We start from the raw sequence: 17,823 nt of genomic DNA on the forward strand, positions 1-17,823 counted from the left end.
GGCGTTTTTTTATGTCTCGGATAATCAGCCGCGAGCGTTTTCGATCAGTTCGATGTACTCGTCCGCGTGACGCTGATCCTTGATCAGATCGACGAAGGTCTGGCCATGCTCATCCTTGCCGTCGAGGTCCAGGCCAGCTTCCTTGAAGAAGCCCAGGAACCGTTCGAAGTCGTCGATACGCAGGCCACGGTAGGCCTTGATCAGTTTGTGCAGGGACGGTGAAGTCGCGTCGACCGGCTCGAAGTCCAGGAACAACTTGATCTGATCGTCACCGATCTCGTCACCAATCACCTGTTTCTTATCTTTACGCATTACCGACTCCAGCCTGCAGACATTTACACGGGGTTTGAAGTCTACCTGTGCGACGCAGGCTTCGAAAGCGCTGGAGATTCAATGTCGGCGGGGGCTTGCCCCCTCCCACATTAGCTTTTCAGTGTTCTTGCTATTGGGTACGCACCGCACCGGTATGCAAATCCGCCCAGATATGCCCATTGGCATAACTGAGGAACTGCACATACACCGTGTCATTGCGCAGCAGGTCGACAATCACCCGGTATTGGGCCAAGGGGTAAGACAGCGTCAGGGTTTTGCTGGAGTCGTCATACACCGGTTTTTTCAGGCTTTTGCTTTCAGCATCAAAATTGAGCACCACTTGGCTGATTGTCGCGCCTTTGTTCAAGGACTTGCCCTTGAGGCGGATCATCAGCGGCGAGGTCACCGGGATCGGTTGCTGGTTGGATTGGCGCTGGTTGCCCACCACCACTGCGTACTCAGTGACTTGCAGCAGTTGCTGCTGGTCAGGGATTTCGGCACGCAGGGTGAGGTCGTCCGCCGGCAGGAATTGGCTGTGCATCGGCGCAGGCGCCGCTGCCAGGGGTAAGCTGAGGGTCAGCGCCAAGGCGGCGCAGGTGCGAATCAACAGGCTCATGGGCCGCTCCGTGCGAGGTAGCCCAGCACTGTAGCTCAACTGAACTGGGCAAGCATCCAGCGTTGATACTCGGCCACGCCGGCCTCGCCTTCGCGGGGCGCCCAGTCGGCCAGCTCACCCTCGCCCACCGGACGATAAGGCCCGGCCTTGCACTCGAACATCACCGTGTCGGGCGCCAGCACCACCAGGCCATGGAATACACCCGGCGGCAGATCAACGCCCGAGCATTCACCACCCGCCTGCATGACGCGCTTGGCGAGCACTTCGCCGGTGTCGCTGAAAACCAGCAAGCCCAAACGGCCCTGCAGCACCAACAAGGTTTCGGCCTTATCAGCGCTCAGGTGCCGATGGGGCGGGACATAGGTGTCAGGTTGCAGGCCCACGGCCAGGCGATGACAGGGTTCTTCCATCTGGTGGAAGTTGTGGTGGTGCCGGCCACGAGGGCTGGCGCCCGCTTTCTCGGCCAGTTCGGCAAACAGCGTCTGATCAAGAAAACGGGTCATGGCTTACATCCCTTTGACGGCGTAAATGCCATTGGCGTTGCGCCAGTAGCCCTTGTAGTCCATGCCATAGCCGAAGATGTAACGGTCGATGCACGGCAGGCCGACGAAATCGGCTTTGAGCTCAGGGCGGGCCTTGCGGTCGTGGTCTTTGTCGATCAGCACGGCGGTGTGCACTTTGCGCGCGCCGGCGTGTTTGCAGAAGTCGATGATCGCGCCCAGGGTGTGCCCCTCGTCGAGAATGTCATCGATGATCAGCACGTCGCGATCAATGAAGGAGACTTCCGGCTTGGCTTTCCAGAACAGGTCGCCGCCGCTGGTTTCGTTGCGATAGCGGGTGGCGTGCAGGTAGGACGCTTCAAGCGGAAATTGCAGGTGGGTGAGCAATTTGCCGGCGAAGATCAGGCCACCGTTCATCACGCAGAAGACCACCGGGTTAGTGTCGGCCATCTCGCGGGTGATGTGCGCGCCAACCTTGGCGATCGCCTCTTCGACTTGCGCTTCGGTGTACAGGCAGTCAGCCTCGCGCATGATTTGACGGATATGCTCGAGATCAGCGGACATGGCGCTCTCCAAGGGGGTGCTGTGGCAAGAAAAGCGGGCGAAGGTACGCTTCTCATGCGCTCCGAGCAAGCCTTAATGGACTAACGTACTAGATGTCTATAGGACAACACCCTCGGATAGATTAATCTAGGCCGGTTTTTTTGCCCGCCGCCGGAGCCTTTCCCATGCCCACTCGCGAGATCCGCCACCCGCTGATCCGACACAAGCTCGGCCTTATGCGCCGCGCCGACATTAGCACGAAGAACTTCCGTGAGCTTGCTCAGGAAGTCGGAGCGTTGCTCACTTACGAAGCCACCAAAGATTTACCCCTGGAAACCTACGATATCGAAGGCTGGGCCGGTACCGTCCAAGTCGAGAAAATCGCCGGTAAGAAAATCACCGTGGTGCCGATCCTGCGCGCCGGTATCGGCATGCTCGAAGGCGTACTCAGCCTGATCCCGGGCGCCAAGGTCAGCGCCGTCGGCGTGGCCCGCAATGAAGAAACGTTGCAGGCCCATACCTACCTGGAAAAACTGGTCCCGGAAATCAACGAGCGCCTGGCGATGATCATCGACCCGATGCTCGCCACCGGCAGTTCCATGGTTGCCACCATCGACCTGCTGAAGAAAGCCGGTTGCAAGGACATCCGCGCCATGGTGCTGGTTGCCGCGCCCGAAGGCATCGCTGCCGTCGAGAAGGCCCACCCGGACGTGCAGATCTACACCGCGTCCATCGATGAGCGCCTCAACGAACACGGCTACATCATCCCAGGCCTGGGCGATGCCGGTGACAAGATCTTCGGCACCAAGCAGAAGGACGCGTGAGCATGCAGGATGAATTCAACGACCCGCTTTGGCGCCAGATCCTGTCTGGCGCACAGATGCTCTTCGTAGCATTTGGCGCGCTGGTGTTGATGCCGCTGATCACAGGCCTTGATCCAAACGTCGCACTGTTCACCGCGGGCCTGGGTACCTTGCTGTTTCAGGTGGTGACAGGGCGACAGGTGCCGGTCTTCCTGGCGTCGAGCTTTGCCTTCATCACCCCGATCATTCTCGCCAAGGGCCAGTTCGGCCTCGCGGCGACGATGGGCGGGGTGATGGCGGCCGGTTTCGTTTATACCTTCCTGGGCCTGGCGGTGAAGATCAAGGGCACCGGGTTTATAGACCGGCTGCTGCCGCCAGTGGTCATCGGCCCGGTGATCATTTCGATCGGCCTGGCCATGGCGCCGATTGCCGCCAACATGGCGATGGGTAAATCCGGCGACGGTGCCGAGCTGATCCACTACCAGACGGCGATGCTGATCTCGATGCCGGCGCTGCTGACCACCCTGATCGTGGCGGTGTTCGGCAAGGGTATTTTCCGCTTGGTGCCGATCATCTCCGGCGTGCTGGTGGGTTTTGCCATGTCGTTCTACTTTGGCGTGGTCGACACCGCGAAGATCGCCGCCGCCCCCTGGTTCGCCCTGCCCCACTTCACCGCGCCGGAATTCAACTGGCAGGCGATCCTGTTTATCGTACCGGTGGCCCTGGCCCCGGCGATCGAACATATCGGCGGTGTGATTGCAGTGGGCAGCGTGACCGGTCGCGACTACCTGAAGAAGCCCGGCCTGCACCGTACCTTGCTGGGTGACGGCATTGCCACCACGGCCGCCGGCCTGTTTGGCGGCCCGCCGAACACCACCTACGCCGAAGTGACCGGCGCGGTGATGCTGACCAAGAACTACAACCCGAAGATCATGACCTGGGCGGCGGTGTTTGCCATCAGCCTGGCGTTTATCGGTAAGTTCGGCGCGCTGCTGCAGAGCATCCCGGTGCCGGTGATGGGCGGGATTCTGTGCCTGCTGTTCGGCTCGATTGCTGCGGTGGGGATGAACACACTGATCCGCCACAAGATCGACCTGGGCGAGGCACGCAACCTGGTGATCGTGTCGGTGACGTTGGTGTTCGGGATTGGCGGTGTGCTGGTGGGTACCGGCACCGGCCCGGATGACTTCGGCCTCAAGGGCATCGCCCTGTGCGCGGTGGTGGCGATTGGTTTGAACCTGCTGCTGCCAGGCAATGATGGCTGGAAGAACAAAAAGCCTGACGAACCACTGATCTAACCAGTACTGCAAAACTGAATGTGGGAGGGGGCTTGCCCCCTCCCACATTTTGCTCTTCAGTGTGGCTTAGAGCTCACCGAGACCATCGATCAGCGCCTGGTTCTGCTCAGGCGTGCCGATGCTGATCCGCAGGAACTGGGCAATCCGCGCCTGCTTGAAGTGCCGTACGATCACCCCTTGCTCCCGCAACTTGGCCGCCAGGCTGGCAGCGTCGTGCTCAGGGTGGCGGGCAAAGATGAAGTTGGCTGCCGATGGCAACACCTCAAAACCCTTCTCCTCCAATTGAGCGACCAGCTTGTCACGGCTATCGATGACCAACCGGCACGTCTTCTCAAAATACTCACGGTCTTCGAACGCCGCCGCTGCACCGACAATCGCCAGGCGATCCAGTGGGTAAGAGTTGAAGCTGTTCTTGACCCGCTCCAGCGCTTCGATCAGGTCCGGGTGGCCCACGGCCAGGCCCACGCGCAGACCGGCGAGTGAGCGCGATTTGGACAGGGTCTGGGTCACCAGCAGGTTCGGATAGCGGTCTACCAGGCTGATCGCGGTTTCGCCGCCGAAGTCGATATAGGCTTCATCGACCACCACCACCGAATCCGGACTGGCCTTGAGGATCTGCTCCACCGCGTCCAGCGCCAGCACACAGCCAGTGGGCGCGTTCGGGTTGGGGAAGATGATCCCACCGTTGGGCTTGGCGTAGTCCGCCACGCGGATCTGGAACTGCTCGTCCAGCGGCACCGGGTCGGACTTGATGCCATAAAGACCGCAGTAAACCGGGTAGAAGCTGTAGCTGATGTCCGGGAACAGCAGCGGCAAATCGTGCTGGAACAGACCGTGGAAGATGTGTGCAAGGACTTCATCGGAACCGTTGCCGAGGAAAACTTTACCGGCGTCGATCCCGTAATACTTGGCCACCGCCTGCTTGAGCAGGTCACTGTTGGGGTCCGGGTACAGGCGCAGGTTGTCGTTCAACTCGGCCTTCATCGCCGCCAACGCCTTGGGCGATGGGCCGTAGGGGTTTTCGTTGGTGTTGAGCTTGACCAGCTTGGTCAGCTTGGGTTGTTCGCCGGGTACGTAAGGCACCAAGTCCTTGACGAAAGGGCTCCAGAATTTACTCATGTTTCAGTTCCCCTTCTCTTCAAGGATGCGGTATTCGGCGCTGCGGGCGTGGGCACTCAGGGATTCACCTCGGGCCAGCACGGAAGCGGTCTTGCCCAGCTCGGAGGCGCCTTGCGGCGAGCAGAAGATGATCGACGAACGCTTCTGGAAGTCATACACGCCCAGCGGCGACGAGAAACGCGCGGTGCCGGAGGTCGGCAGCACGTGGTTCGGGCCCGCACAGTAGTCACCCAGGGCTTCGCTGGTGTGGCGGCCCATGAAGATCGCACCGGCGTGGCGAATCGACGGCAGCCAGGCTTGTGGGTCGGCTACGGACAACTCCAAGTGCTCCGGCGCGATGCGGTTGGCCACTTCGATGGCCTGGTCCATGTCGCGCACCAGGATCAATGCGCCACGGCCATTGATCGACTTCTCGATGATCTCGGCGCGCTCCATGGTCGGCAGCAGCTTATTGATGCTGGCCGCCACTTGGTCGAGGAACTCGGCGTCCGGGCTGACCAGGATCGCCTGGGCGTCTTCATCGTGCTCGGCCTGGGAGAACAGGTCCATGGCGATCCAGTCCGGATCGGTCTGGCCGTCGCATACCACGAGGATTTCCGAAGGGCCGGCGATCATGTCGATACCGACCTGGCCAAACACGTGGCGCTTGGCAGTGGCGACGTAGATGTTGCCGGGACCGACCACTTTATCGACTTTCGGTACGCTTTCGGTGCCATAGGCCAGGGCGGCGACGGCTTGGGCGCCACCGATGGTGAACACGCGGTCGACACCCGCGATGCAAGCGGCAGCCAGCACCAGCTCGTTGATTTCACCGCGCGGGGTCGGTACCACCATGACCACTTCGGTCACGCCCGCCACTTTGGCCGGGATTGCGTTCATCAACACCGATGACGGATACGACGCTTTACCGCCAGGCACGTACAAACCGGCACGGTCCAGCGGCGTGACCTTCTGGCCCAGCACCGTGCCGTCAGCTTCGGTGTAGCTCCAGGAGTCCTGTTTCTGCTTTTCGTGGTAGCTGCGCACGCGAGACGCCGCCACTTCCAGGGCCTCGCGCTGCGGTGCGGTGATGCGTGTCAGGGCCAGCTCAAGGCGTTCGCGGGGCAGGATCAGGTCAGACATGGACTTGACGTCCAGGCCGTCGAACTGGCGGGTGAAGTCCACCAGCGCCGCATCACCGCGCTCGCGCACGGCCTTGATGATGTCGAGCACCCGCTGGTTGACCGAGTCGTCGGACACGCTTTCCCAGCTCAGCAGATGATCCAGATGATGGGCGAAATCCGGGTCGGCAGCGTTGAGTCGGGCAATTGCAGTGGACGTGGTCATAGCGAGGGCCTCAATAGAATTGGCAAAAACTCAGGCGCCCGAAGGTGCGCTGACGTTCAATAACGAAGCGCGTTGGTACTGTGGTTGTGCCAGGCAAGGCGCGGGACGCTGGTAAGGGTTGTTTCCTTACCAAGTCCCGCAACGCAGCATGGCGCGGCCACAGTGCCAACCCGCAGGGCCTTACCTCAAAAGGCAGGCTGCTACGCGTCGCTAATTATTGAAAAAGAATCTTCTACTAACATAAGTTGCCTTTTGGGGTAAGGCGCGCTTCGTTATTGAACGTCAGCGCACCTTTCCAGCAGTCGTTTCCGCTTGGGCACCTGAGAATTCTGGCTATGAGGCGGATAGACGGGCGTAGCTTTTCAGCTACGCAGGTAGGTCAACCGCGGTGTCGCGACTCCACTGCCTTGCGCAGGGTGTCGATCAACGCCTGGATACGGGCGTGCTGCATCTTCATCGATGCTTTGTTGACGATCAGGCGAGAGCTGATATCGGCAATGAAATCCTGCGGCTCCAAACCGTTGGCACGCAGGGTGTTGCCGGTGTCGACCACGTCGATGATCTTGTCGGCCAGGCCGATCAGCGGCGCCAGCTCCATCGAGCCGTACAGCTTGATAATGTCGACCTGACGACCTTGCTCGGCGTAGTAGCGCTTGGCGACGTTGACGAACTTGGTCGCCACGCGCAGGCGGCCCTTGGGCTCGACATCACCGACACGGCCGGCGGTCATCAGCTTGCACAGGGCGATACGCAGGTCCAATGGCTCGTACAAGCCCTGGCCGCCGTATTCCATCAGCACGTCTTTACCCGCGACACCGAGGTCGGCCGCGCCATGTTCAACGTAGGTCGGCACGTCGGTAGCCCGCACGATCAACAGGCGAACGTCGTCCTGGGTCGTGGGGATGATCAGCTTGCGGCTCTTGTCCGGATTCTCGGTCGGCACGATGCCCGCTTCAGCCAGAAGCGGCAACGTGTCGTCAAGGATGCGGCCCTTGGACAGTGCGATGGTCAACATGGGAAACGTCAGTCCTTCATCAGGCTATTGCTGTCCGGTCGCGAACGGCGCCAGACACAGATCGAGGCCATTACAGCCCCGATTTGAAACAAACCATTTAACAACAAACACCTTCCTGTGGCGAGGGAGCTTGCTCCCGCTGGGTCGCGAAGCGGCCCTCAAAAGCAGGACTGCTGCGCAGTCCAGCGGGAGCAAGCTCCCTCGCCACGGTTAAGGTGTTTGCAGCGCCGGGGACTAGCCCGGTACGCGGCGGATTTTCGCGCCGAGCATCTGCAGTTTTTCTTCGATGCACTCGTAGCCACGGTCTATGTGGTAGATGCGGTCGATCAGGGTGTCGCCTTCGGCGATCAGCGCAGAGATCACCAGGCTGGCCGAAGCCCGCAGGTCGGTGGCCATGACTGGCGCGCCCTTGAGCTTCTCGGTGCCGGTGACGATGGCGGTGTTGCCTTCAACCTGGATCTTCGCGCCCATGCGGTGCAGTTCGTACACGTGCATGAAACGGTTTTCGAAGATGGTCTCGATCACGGCACCGGTGCCTTCGGCAATGGCGTTCAAGGAAATGAACTGCGCTTGCATGTCGGTCGGGAACGCCGGGTACGGAGCGGTACGCACGTTGACGGCTTTAGGACGCTTGCCGTGCATGTTCAGCTCGATCCAGTCTTCGCCGGTGGTGATTTCGGCACCCGCTTCGCGCAGCTTTTCCAGGACCGCTTCCAGGATCGTCGGATCGGTGTCCTTGACCTTGACGCGGCCACCGGTAACGGCGGCGGCAACCAGGTAGGTACCGGTCTCGATGCGGTCCGGCATCACCTTGTAGGTGGCCGGGTGCAGACGTTTTACGCCGTCGATGGTGATAGTGTCGGTGCCGGCGCCGGTGATGTTGGCCCCCATGGCGATCAGGAAGTTGGCCAGGTCGACCACTTCCGGCTCGCGCGCGGCGTTTTGCAGGACGCTGCGGCCGTTGGCCAGGGCAGCGGCCATCATGATGTTCTCGGTACCGGTCACGCTGACGGTATCAAAGAAGAAGTTGGCGCCACGCAGGCCGCCTTCCGGCGCCTTGGCCTTGATGTAGCCGCCTTCGACGTCGATGGTCGCGCCCATGGCTTCGAGGCCACGGATGTGCAGGTCCACCGGACGCGAGCCGATGGCGCAACCACCAGGCAGGGCCACTTCGGCTTCACCAAAACGGGCAACCATCGGGCCCAGCACCAGGATCGACGCACGCATGGTTTTCACCAGTTCGTACGGAGCGATCAGGGTCTTGATGGTGCGCGGGTCGATTTCAACCGACAATTTCTCGTCGATAACCGGCTCGATACCCATGCGACCGAACAACTCGATCATGGTGGTGATGTCGTGCAGGTGCGGCAAGTTGGCCACGGTGACCGGGCCATCGCACAGCAGGGTCGCTGCCAGGATCGGCAAGGCGGAGTTTTTTGCACCGGAGATGCGAATCTCGCCATCAAGGCGGGCACCGCCGGTAATAATCAATTTATCCATAAGAATCTCGACGCCTTGGGGGCTCAGGTGCGCTCGGCCCAGGCCGCGCGGCTGAAAAATTTCATAGTGACCGCATGGATGCTGCCATCGGTGATCCACGGGTTCAAATGGGCATAGATCTGCTGCTGACGCTTGACCGGGCTGAGTGCCGCCAGTTCATCGCTAATCACGTTCAGCTGGAAGTTGCAGCCTTCGCCTTCAACTTCTACGGTCGTTTCCGGCAGCTTTCCTTCAAGAAAGCTCTTAACTTCTAGGGCCTGCATGCTCAACCTCTATCGGCGCCCAGTGCGCGCGGGTCGCACATCATACAAAAAAGCCCCGCGCCTGCGAACCCCGCATAGCAGGACTCTGACGGGGGGCCTCTTTAATAATGTGTATTAGGGGTGCGCCAGCAGCTCGGTCAGACCGGAAACTTCGGCAATTTCGCGCATGTCTTCGGGCAACGCCCGAACGCTGACCGCTTTTTTGGCCGCTTCGGCATCGCGCATGAAGCACAGCAACAGCGATAAGCCGACGCTGCTGGACTTGGTCACGGCCGAACAGTCCAGCACCAACGCAGGCGCAGTGCTGGTCTTGATCAGTGCCTGACCCTGCTTGCGCAGGTCAGGCCCGGTGCGGTAATCCAGCACGCCACTGATGAACAGCTCGCCGGCGTCGCCGAGACGAACAGCCGACTCGATCATTGCGCGGGCTTCCCAGCAGCTTTATCGGTCTCTTCCTTGGCCTTGGCGACTTCACCGGCCCAACCATTGATGGTTTTGTCCAGGTCGTTGCCATTGCGCTGCATCGCATCCGCGAACTGGTCACGGAACAGCTTGCCAATGTTGATGCCGTTGATGATCACGTTACGCAGCTTCCACTCGCCGTTGACCTTCTCCAGCGTGTACTGCACCGGGTAGACCGCGCCATTGTTGCCCTTGACGCTCATGTTGACGCTGGTGCGATCACCCGACTCATCCCCGGCGGGAGCGACGGTAATGCCCTGGTTGTTGTATTCAAGAAGAGCGTTGCCGTAGAACTGGAACAGGCCTTTCTTGAAGTTTTCCTGGAAGGTCTGCATCTGCGCCGGCGTAGCCTTGCGCGAATACTTGACCGTCATAATGCTTTTGGAGATGCCTTCAGCATCCACCACCGGCCCCACAATGGTATTGAGCGCGTTGTAGAACTGACTCGGGTCTTGTTTGTACTTTTCTTTGTTGGCCGACAGGTCAGCCAACATCTTGTTGGTCGTGTCCTGCACCAGATCGTGGGCAGAACCCGCTGCGTTGGCCATCAACGGCAGCGCTGCAAGCAGTACCAGAAGGCCACGTCGCAAGGTAGAGATCATGTACAGATTCCTCATTTGGCGTCTTTATTGACCGTATTAAGCAGGAATTTACCGATCAGGTCTTCAAGCACCAGCGACGACTGTGTGTCGTGGATTGTCGAGCCATCCTTGAGCAGGGCTGATTCCCCGCCCACGCTGACACCGATGTACTTCTCGCCCAGCAGCCCCGCAGTGAGGATAGATGCAGTGGAGTCGGTCGGCAGATTATCAACCTTCTTATCCAGCTGCATTGTCACTCGACCGGTGAAGCTGTCGCGGTCCAGATCGATTGCAGTGACCTTGCCGATCGTCACACCGGCCATGGTCACTTTAGCTCTGACAGTCAAACCGGCGATATTGTCGAAGTACGCGTAAAGTTTATAAGTATCGGCGGTGGGGCTGGCCGAAAGACCGCTGACTCGCAGGGCCAACAACAGTAAAGCCAGGATGCCAGCCAGCAAGAAAAGGCCGACACCGATTTCCACAGTGCGGTTTTGCATCAGAAATCTCCAAACATCAAGGCGGTCAAAATGAAGTCAAGGCCCAGTACCGCCAGCGAGGCGTACACAACGGTCTTGGTGGTGGCACGACTGATCCCTTCTGAAGTGGGCTCACAGTCGTAGCCTTGGAATACGGCGATCCAGGTCACTACAAAGGCGAAGACGATGCTTTTTATGATGCCGTTGAGCACGTCGCCCGTGAACGTCACGCTGTTTTGCATGTTGGCCCAGTAAGAGCCGTCGTAGACGCCCAGCCAGTCCACCGCCACCCACGAACCACCCCAGATACCCACCACGCTGAAGATGATCGTCAGCAGTGGCAGGGAAATGAAGCCGGCCCACAGACGCGGGGCAACAATGTACTTGAGCGGGTCCACGCCGATCATTTCCAGGCTGGACAGCTGCTCGGTGGACTTCATGTTGCCGATTTCGGCGGTCAGCGCAGAACCCGCACGCCCGGCGAACAGCAAAGCGGTCACCACCGGCCCCAGCTCTCGCAACAACGTCAGGGCGACCATCTGCCCCACCGCCTGCTCCGAACCATAGCTGGACAGAATATTGAAGCCCTGCAGCGCCAGCACCATGCCGATGAACACCCCGGAGACCACGATGATCACCAGGGACATCACACCCACAGCATGCAACTGCTTGACCAGTAGGCCGAAGCCGCCACCTATGCCGCCGCGGCCGAGCAAGGCGTGAAACAGGAAAATCGTCGAACGGCCCAGCACTTCGACGATGTCGATGCCCGAGCGACCGAAAAGGCGAACCTTTTCGATAAGAGATGTCTTGCGCATCAGCGCTTCCCCAGAAGATCTGAGCGGTAATCCGCTGCCGGAAAGTGAAAAGGCACGGGGCCATCAGGATCGCCGGTCATGAATTGGCGAATGCGCGGGTTATCAGCGTTCATCAGTTCTTCGGGCGTGCCCTGCCCCAGCACCTGGCCATCGCCGACGACATAGAGGTAATCGGCAATGCTCGCGGTTTCTGCAAGATCATGGGAGACCACGATGCTGGTGATGCCCAGTGCATCGTTGAGCAAGCGGATCAGGCGCACCAACACGCCCATGGCGATCGGGTCCTGACCGACGAAGGGCTCGTCATACATGAGGATCTGCGGGTCGAGGGCAATGGCGCGGGCCAGGGCCACGCGACGCTTCATACCGCCGGACAGTTCGTCGGGCATCAGGTCGATGGCACCGCGCAGGCCTACGGCCTGCAGTTTCAGCAACACAATGTCACGAATCATTTCGTCAGACAGTTGGGTATGCACACGCAGCGGAAACGCCACGTTCTCGAACACATCAAGGTCGGTAAACAGCGCACCGCTCTGGAACAGCACACCCATGTGCTTACGCGCGTCGAACAGATCGCTGCGCGACAGCGTCGGCAGGTTCTGGCCGTTTACCCACACTTCGCCGGCACTGGGCCGCAATTGCATGCCCATCAGGCGCAACAGGGTGGTCTTGCCACTACCGGAAGGCCCCATGATGCCCGTGACCTTGCCGCGCGGAATGCGGATATCGACGTTATTGAAGATGCTGCGCGTCCCGCGCTTGAAGGTCAGTCCCTTCAGCTCGACCGCGTAGGCGTTATCGGCACTCATCTAAACTCCTTGGGATGCAGCCTCTCACTCAGACATCACGCTTGCGACAAACGTTTGCATCAGCCGCACAATAGTTGCGCAATCGATGGCCACATGGGCAGAGCGGACCGAACTGGCGGCGAACTATATCACTGCTGGTACAGGGCGCCCAAGGCCGGAACAGTGCTTGTTCAGATCCAGGACAGGGAAAAAACGTTGCCAGCTATGTTACTAAGGAGGGAATCCCAAGCGCACCGCGAACAAACCCTGACGAACTTGCGTGAGGGAATTGATCATTACCGCTATAATCGCCGACTTTTCGTCAGGCTATACGATTTCAGACATGAGCCAATCCAGCGACCTTATTCAATCCGCACAACGCACCATCCGCCTCGAGCTTGAAGCCGTAGAAGGCTTGCTGGCGCATATCGACGCAGATTTCGTACGCGCCTGCGAGATGATTCTGGCCAGCAAGGGCCGCGTTGTCGTGGTCGGCATGGGCAAGTCAGGCCACGTTGGCAACAAGATCGCCGCCACCCTGGCCAGCACCGGGACCACCGCGTTTTTCGTGCACCCCGCCGAAGCCAGTCACGGCGACATGGGCATGATCACCAAGGATGACATCATCCTGGCGTTGTCCAACTCCGGCAGCACCAACGAAATCGTGACCCTGTTGCCGCTGATCAAGCGCCTGGGCATCCAGATGATCAGCATCACCGGCAACCCGGAATCGACGCTGGCCAAGGCCGCCGAAGTCAACCTCAACGTTCACGTGGACCACGAAGCCTGCCCGCTGAACCTGGCGCCGACTTCGTCCACCACCGCCGCCCTGGTGATGGGTGATGCCCTGGCCGTGGCACTGCTGGAGGCGCGTGGATTTACCGCCGAGGACTTTGCGTTTTCGCACCCGGGGGGCGCCCTGGGCCGCCGCCTGCTGCTGAAAGTGGAAAACGTCATGCACTCGGGTGATGAGCTGCCCCACGTCCAGCGCGGCACCCTGCTGAAGGACGCGCTGATGGAAATGACTCGCAAGGGTTTGGGCATGACGGTGATCCTGGAAGCCGATGGCCGCCTGGCCGGGGTCTTCACCGACGGTGACTTGCGCCGCACCCTGGACCGCACCATCGATATCCACACCGCCAGCATCGACGCAGTGATGACACCTCACGGCAAGACCGCGCGCCCCGAAATGCTGGCAGCCGAGGCCTTGAAAATCATGGAAGACCACAAGATCGGCGCACTGGTGGTGGTCGATGGCGACGACCGCCCGATTGGCGCCCTGAACATGCACGACTTGCTGCGTGCGGGAGTGATGTAAATGACCAGCGACCTGTTGCAACGCGGTAAAAACATCAAGCTGGCGATTTTCGACGTTGACGGCGTGCTGACCGATGGCCGCTTGTACTTCCTCGAAGACGGCAGTGAATTCAAGACTTTTAACACCCTCGACGGCCAGGGCATCAAGATGCTGATGGCGTCGGGCGTGCAAACGGCGATTATCAGCGGCAGAAAAACCCCCGTTGTGGAACGTCGCGCACAAAACCTGGGGATTCCTCACCTGTATCAGGGCCGCGAGGATAAACTGGTGGTTCTGGACGAGCTTCTTGGCCAACTCAACCTAAGCTATGAGCAGGTCGCCTACTTGGGCGATGACTTGCCCGACTTGCCGGTGATCCGCAGAGTGGGCCTGGGCATGGCGGTCGCCAACGCGGCAGCCTTTGTTCGCGAGCACGCCCATGGCATCACCACCGCCCGTGGCGGTGAAGGCGCCGCACGCGAATTCTGCGAGCTGATCCTGCGAGCCCAGGGTAGCCTTGAAGCGGCCCACGCCGCCTACTTATAGAGCGTTTTATGCTGAGCAAAAAGATTCGCAACTTCCTGTTATTCGGGGTCATCGCCGCGCTGTTCCTGGCGGTGGGCTACTGGAATATCAGCCCGGAGCGCTTTCTCGACCAGCCTGCCGCGCAGGTTGACGAAGGCGCTATCGACTATTACGCCACCAATGCCAAGAGCGTGCAGTTCCTGCCCGACGGCAAAGTGCAGTACGAGATGACCTCGGACAAGGTCGAACACGTCAAGGCCAGCGAAGTCACCCTGCTGACCAACCCCGACATGAACATTTACCGCGGTACCGAGTTCCCATGGCACGTCACCAGCAAACGTGGCGAGGTCAACCCGGACGGTACCGAGGTGGAACTGATCGACTCGGTGCGCGTTGCGCGCACTGACGATAAAAAACGTGAGACCGTGATTACCAGCAGTCGCATGACCGTATTCCCGCAGAAGCAATATGCGCAGACCGAGCAAGACGTTAGAATCGACGGCGCTGGCGGTGTATCGACTGGCAAGGGAATGAAAGCGTATTTGAAAGAAAGCAGGATACACCTGCTATCGAACGTAAGAGGACAGTATGAGGCTCGTTAAAACTCTCCCTATTTTGCTCGGTCTGGGCGCAGCACTGGGAAGCGTGAGCGCCTGGGCTCTGCCGAACGATAGCCAGCAACCGATCCACATCTCGGCTGACGATGCGCAGTTGGATGATAAACAAGGCGTCGCCACCTATACCGGCGGCGTGATCATCACCCAAGGCTCGATGAAGATCACTGGTAATACCGTGACCCTGACTCGCACCCCGGCTGGCGACATTGATGTGGTGACCTCGGTCGGCAACCTGGCTTACTTCGAACAGAAGCAGTCCGCTGCCGATACCGGTCCGATGAAGGGCTACGGCAAGACCATCCAGTATCACGCCCAGCAGAACCGCATCGTACTGATCGACCAGGCGAAAGTACTCAGCCCGGACGGCAACTCCACGGAAGGTGAAAAGATCACCTATGACACCGTGAAACAGATCGCTAACGCCGGTCGCGCCAATGGCAACAAGGTCACTGCACCTCGTCCACGGATCGACATGGTCATCCAGCCGAAGAAGAAGGCCGAGTAATGGCAACCCTGAAAGCCCAGCATCTGGCCAAGGCCTATAAAAGCCGTCAGGTCGTGCGCGACGTCAGCCTGTCGATCGACAGCGGCCAGATCGTCGGCTTGCTCGGCCCTAACGGCGCCGGCAAGACCACCTGCTTCTACATGATCGTCGGTCTGGTCCAGGCGGATCAGGGCCGCGTACTGATCGACGACCTGGACGTGAGCCACCAGCCGATGCACGGCCGCGCCCGCGCCGGTATCGGCTATCTCCCGCAGGAAGCGTCGATCTTCCGCAAACTGTCGGTCGCCGATAACATCATGGCCATCCTCGAGACCCGCAAGGAGCTCGACCGTGACGGCCGTCGCAAGGAGCTGGAAAGCCTGCTGCAGGAGTTCCACATCAACCATATCCGCGACAACCTCGGCATGAGCCTGTCCGGCGGTGAGCGTCGCCGTGTGGAAATCGCCCGCGCCCTGGCCACTGCGCCCAAGTTCATCCTGCTGGACGAACCGTTTGCGGGCGTCGACCCGATCTCGGTGGGCGACATCAAGCAGATCATCCATCACCTCAAGGCCAAGGGCATTGGCGTGCTGATCACCGACCACAACGTCCGTGAGACCCTCGATATCTGCGAAACAGCGTATATCGTCAACGATGGCCAGCTGATCGCCGAAGGTGATTCCGCCACCATCCTGGCCAACGAGCTGGTCAAGGAAGTGTACCTGGGTCACGAGTTCCGCCTGTAAACACCGTGGTGTCACGGCTGTTCGCCAAGGCGCGCGGGAGTCAATGAAAACCTCCGGATTTTTATTGTTACCGCGCTCTAGGCAAAGCCCCCGACATCAGGCATATAATTTGCTTATGTTTGGCGCTCACGCGCCCTGTCGTGGATGGCGCATTGCGCCGGCGAATAAGGTGTTAAGCCCCTGCCATGAAACCATCGCTAGTCCTGAGAATGGGCCAGCAGCTGACGATGACACCGCAGCTGCAACAGGCCATCCGCCTGCTCCAATTGTCGACCCTGGACCTGCAACAGGAAATCCAGGAGGCCCTGGAGTCCAATCCGATGCTCGAACGCCAGGAGGAAGGCGACGACTTCGATAATGCAGACCCGCTGGCCGATAATATCGAGCAAAAACCCAATCCCGACGTGCAGGAACCCTCCTACCAGGAAACCGCCCCTACGGTGGATAACCTTGAGGAAGGCGAATGGAACGAACGCATTCCCAACGAGCTTCCGGTCGACACGGCCTGGGAAGACGTCTACCAGACCAGCGCCAGCAGCCTGCCCAGCAATGACGATGATGAGTGGGACTTCACCACCCGCACCTCCGTTGGCGAGAGCCTGCAGAGCCACCTGCTGTGGCAACTGAACCTTGCGCCGATGTCGGACACCGATCGCTTGATCGCCGTGACCCTGATCGACTGCATCAACAATCAGGGTTACCTGGACGAGACGCTCGAAGAAATTCTTGAAGCCTTCGATCCGGAGCTGGATATCGAGCTGGACGAGATCGAAGCCGTCCTGCACCGCATCCAACAGTTCGAGCCCGCCGGCATCGGCGCACGCACCCTCAGCGAATGCCTGTTGCTGCAATTGCGCCAATTACCGGCCAAGACCCCCTGGCTCGCCGAAGCCCAGCGCCTGGTGACCGATTACATCGACCTGCTGGGCAGCCGCGACTACAGCCAGTTGATGCGCCGCATGAAGCTCAAGGAAGACGACCTGCGCCAGGTCATCGAGCTGGTACAGAGCCTCAACCCGCGTCCTGGCTCACAAATCGAATCGAGCGAAGCCGAATACGTGGTTCCCGATGTGATCGTGCGCAAGGACAACGAGCGCTGGCTGGTAGAGCTGAACCAGGAATCGGTGCCGCGCCTGCGGGTGAACCCGCAATACGCCGGCTTCGTACGTCGCGCCGATACCAGTGCCGACAACACCTTCATGCGCAACCAGTTGCAGGAAGCGCGCTGGTTCATCAAGAGCCTGCAAAGCCGAAACGAAACCCTGATGAAAGTCGCCACCCAGATCGTCGAGCATCAGCGCGGCTTCCTGGAGTACGGCGACGAAGCGATGAAACCGCTGGTGCTGCATGACATCGCCGAAGCGGTCGGCATGCATGAATCAACGATTTCCCGGGTGACCACGCAAAAATTCATGCATACCCCTCGGGGTATTTATGAACTGAAATACTTTTTCTCCAGCCACGTCAGCACCTCCGAAGGCGGTGAATGCTCGTCCACGGCGATCCGCGCGATCATCAAAAAACTGGTTGCTGCTGAAAATCAGAAAAAGCCATTGAGTGACAGTAAGATCGCTGGTTTACTGGAGGCACAAGGCATTCAGGTCGCCCGTCGAACCGTCGCCAAGTACCGCGAATCCCTTGGGATCGCGCCTTCCAGCGAGCGTAAGCGTTTGATGTGACGGGCGGGCCACAGCGTTCCGGGATGCGTTTTGAAACTCGCCGAGCGGCGAT

The 17,823-nt window shown here is 59.8% G+C and carries 22 protein-coding genes; 8 read left to right on the plus strand and 14 right to left on the minus strand.

Annotated features, from left to right (window positions below):
- Positions 1-24 precede the first annotated feature (24 nt).
- From BM403_RS06795 to BM403_RS06810, 4 genes are all read right to left on the minus strand, one after another.
- A complete protein-coding gene (locus BM403_RS06795) occupies positions 25-312 on the minus strand; it encodes a PA4642 family protein (protein ID WP_012722257.1) in 288 nt (95 codons plus the stop codon).
- Positions 313-442: 130 nt separating this feature from the next.
- Positions 443-928 (minus strand): hypothetical protein, encoded by a 486-nt coding sequence (locus BM403_RS06800; protein WP_093542174.1) that lies wholly within the window; start codon positions 926-928, stop codon positions 443-445.
- 35 nt (positions 929-963) lie between these two features.
- Entirely contained in the window at positions 964-1,431 is a 468-nt protein-coding gene (locus BM403_RS06805; RefSeq protein ID WP_093542176.1) for a WbuC family cupin fold metalloprotein, read from the minus strand.
- 3 nt (positions 1,432-1,434) lie between these two features.
- The gene (locus BM403_RS06810; protein WP_012722254.1) at positions 1,435-1,992 is read right to left on the minus strand and encodes a hypoxanthine-guanine phosphoribosyltransferase; all 558 of its coding nucleotides are present in this window, start codon (positions 1,990-1,992) and stop codon (positions 1,435-1,437) included.
- 164 nt (positions 1,993-2,156) lie between these two features.
- On the opposite strand from BM403_RS06810, the gene upp reads away from it, so the two are divergent.
- Positions 2,157-2,795 (plus strand): uracil phosphoribosyltransferase, encoded by a 639-nt coding sequence (upp, locus tag BM403_RS06815; protein ID WP_012722253.1) that lies wholly within the window; start codon positions 2,157-2,159, stop codon positions 2,793-2,795.
- 2 nt (positions 2,796-2,797) lie between these two features.
- Positions 2,798-4,072, plus strand: a complete 1,275-nt coding sequence (locus BM403_RS06820) for a uracil-xanthine permease family protein (RefSeq protein WP_012722252.1) — start codon at positions 2,798-2,800, stop codon at positions 4,070-4,072.
- Between the two features lie 66 nt (positions 4,073-4,138).
- Here BM403_RS06820 and hisC read toward each other — a convergent pair whose 3' ends face one another.
- The 10 genes from hisC to BM403_RS06870 all read right to left on the minus strand — a co-directional run bounded on the left by hisC (position 4,139) and on the right by BM403_RS06870 (position 12,444).
- Positions 4,139-5,191, minus strand: coding sequence for a histidinol-phosphate transaminase (hisC, locus tag BM403_RS06825; protein ID WP_093542178.1), 1,053 nt, complete (start codon positions 5,189-5,191; stop codon positions 4,139-4,141).
- Positions 5,192-5,194: 3 nt separating this feature from the next.
- On the minus strand, positions 5,195-6,517 hold the full coding sequence (hisD, locus tag BM403_RS06830) for a histidinol dehydrogenase (protein WP_012722250.1): 1,323 nt from the start codon (positions 6,515-6,517) through the stop codon (positions 5,195-5,197).
- A gap of 379 nt (positions 6,518-6,896) precedes the next feature.
- Complete coding sequence (gene hisG / locus BM403_RS06835) at positions 6,897-7,532, minus strand: ATP phosphoribosyltransferase (protein WP_003188599.1); 636 nt, start codon at positions 7,530-7,532, stop codon at positions 6,897-6,899.
- Between the two features lie 234 nt (positions 7,533-7,766).
- Positions 7,767-9,032 (minus strand): UDP-N-acetylglucosamine 1-carboxyvinyltransferase, encoded by a 1,266-nt coding sequence (murA, locus tag BM403_RS06840; RefSeq protein ID WP_024073479.1) that lies wholly within the window; start codon positions 9,030-9,032, stop codon positions 7,767-7,769.
- Positions 9,033-9,055: 23 nt separating this feature from the next.
- Positions 9,056-9,295: a BolA family protein gene (locus BM403_RS06845; RefSeq protein WP_003188597.1), complete on the minus strand. Its 240-nt coding sequence runs from the start codon at positions 9,293-9,295 to the stop codon at positions 9,056-9,058.
- A 114-nt stretch (positions 9,296-9,409) separates the two neighbouring features.
- Entirely contained in the window at positions 9,410-9,715 is a 306-nt protein-coding gene (locus BM403_RS06850; RefSeq protein WP_012722248.1) for an STAS domain-containing protein, read from the minus strand.
- Positions 9,712-10,359, minus strand: a complete 648-nt coding sequence (locus BM403_RS06855) for an MlaC/ttg2D family ABC transporter substrate-binding protein (RefSeq protein WP_012722247.1) — start codon at positions 10,357-10,359, stop codon at positions 9,712-9,714. Before BM403_RS06855 ends, BM403_RS06850 begins: the two co-directional genes overlap by 4 nt.
- A gap of 11 nt (positions 10,360-10,370) precedes the next feature.
- Positions 10,371-10,838: an outer membrane lipid asymmetry maintenance protein MlaD gene (mlaD, locus tag BM403_RS06860; RefSeq protein ID WP_012722246.1), complete on the minus strand. Its 468-nt coding sequence runs from the start codon at positions 10,836-10,838 to the stop codon at positions 10,371-10,373.
- The gene (gene mlaE / locus BM403_RS06865) at positions 10,838-11,635 is read right to left on the minus strand and encodes a lipid asymmetry maintenance ABC transporter permease subunit MlaE (protein ID WP_012722245.1); all 798 of its coding nucleotides are present in this window, start codon (positions 11,633-11,635) and stop codon (positions 10,838-10,840) included. Before mlaE ends, mlaD begins: the two co-directional genes overlap by 1 nt.
- Entirely contained in the window at positions 11,635-12,444 is an 810-nt protein-coding gene (locus BM403_RS06870) for an ATP-binding cassette domain-containing protein (protein ID WP_012722244.1), read from the minus strand. The genes mlaE and BM403_RS06870 overlap by 1 nt, the downstream gene beginning before the upstream one ends.
- A 322-nt stretch (positions 12,445-12,766) precedes the next feature.
- On the opposite strand from BM403_RS06870, the gene BM403_RS06875 reads away from it, so the two are divergent.
- From BM403_RS06875 to BM403_RS06900, 6 genes are all read left to right on the plus strand, one after another.
- Complete coding sequence (locus BM403_RS06875) at positions 12,767-13,741, plus strand: KpsF/GutQ family sugar-phosphate isomerase (RefSeq protein WP_012722243.1); 975 nt, start codon at positions 12,767-12,769, stop codon at positions 13,739-13,741.
- Positions 13,742-14,266 (plus strand): KdsC family phosphatase, encoded by a 525-nt coding sequence (locus BM403_RS06880; RefSeq protein WP_010213109.1) that lies wholly within the window; start codon positions 13,742-13,744, stop codon positions 14,264-14,266.
- Between the two features lie 8 nt (positions 14,267-14,274).
- Entirely contained in the window at positions 14,275-14,847 is a 573-nt protein-coding gene (lptC, locus tag BM403_RS06885) for an LPS export ABC transporter periplasmic protein LptC (RefSeq protein ID WP_012722242.1), read from the plus strand.
- Complete coding sequence (gene lptA / locus BM403_RS06890) at positions 14,834-15,367, plus strand: lipopolysaccharide transport periplasmic protein LptA (protein ID WP_012722241.1); 534 nt, start codon at positions 14,834-14,836, stop codon at positions 15,365-15,367. The genes lptC and lptA overlap by 14 nt, the downstream gene beginning before the upstream one ends.
- Positions 15,367-16,092 carry an LPS export ABC transporter ATP-binding protein gene (gene lptB / locus BM403_RS06895; protein WP_003171806.1) on the plus strand — a complete coding sequence of 242 codons (726 nt, stop codon included), beginning with the start codon at positions 15,367-15,369 and terminating at the stop codon, positions 16,090-16,092. The genes lptA and lptB overlap by 1 nt, the downstream gene beginning before the upstream one ends.
- 185 nt (positions 16,093-16,277) lie before the next feature.
- Complete coding sequence (locus tag BM403_RS06900) at positions 16,278-17,771, plus strand: RNA polymerase factor sigma-54 (protein ID WP_012722240.1); 1,494 nt, start codon at positions 16,278-16,280, stop codon at positions 17,769-17,771.
- Positions 17,772-17,823 lie beyond the last annotated feature (52 nt).

The organism is Pseudomonas sp. OV546, assembly GCF_900116845.1.
In the GTDB taxonomy this organism is placed as follows: domain Bacteria; phylum Pseudomonadota; class Gammaproteobacteria; order Pseudomonadales; family Pseudomonadaceae; genus Aquipseudomonas; species Aquipseudomonas petroselini.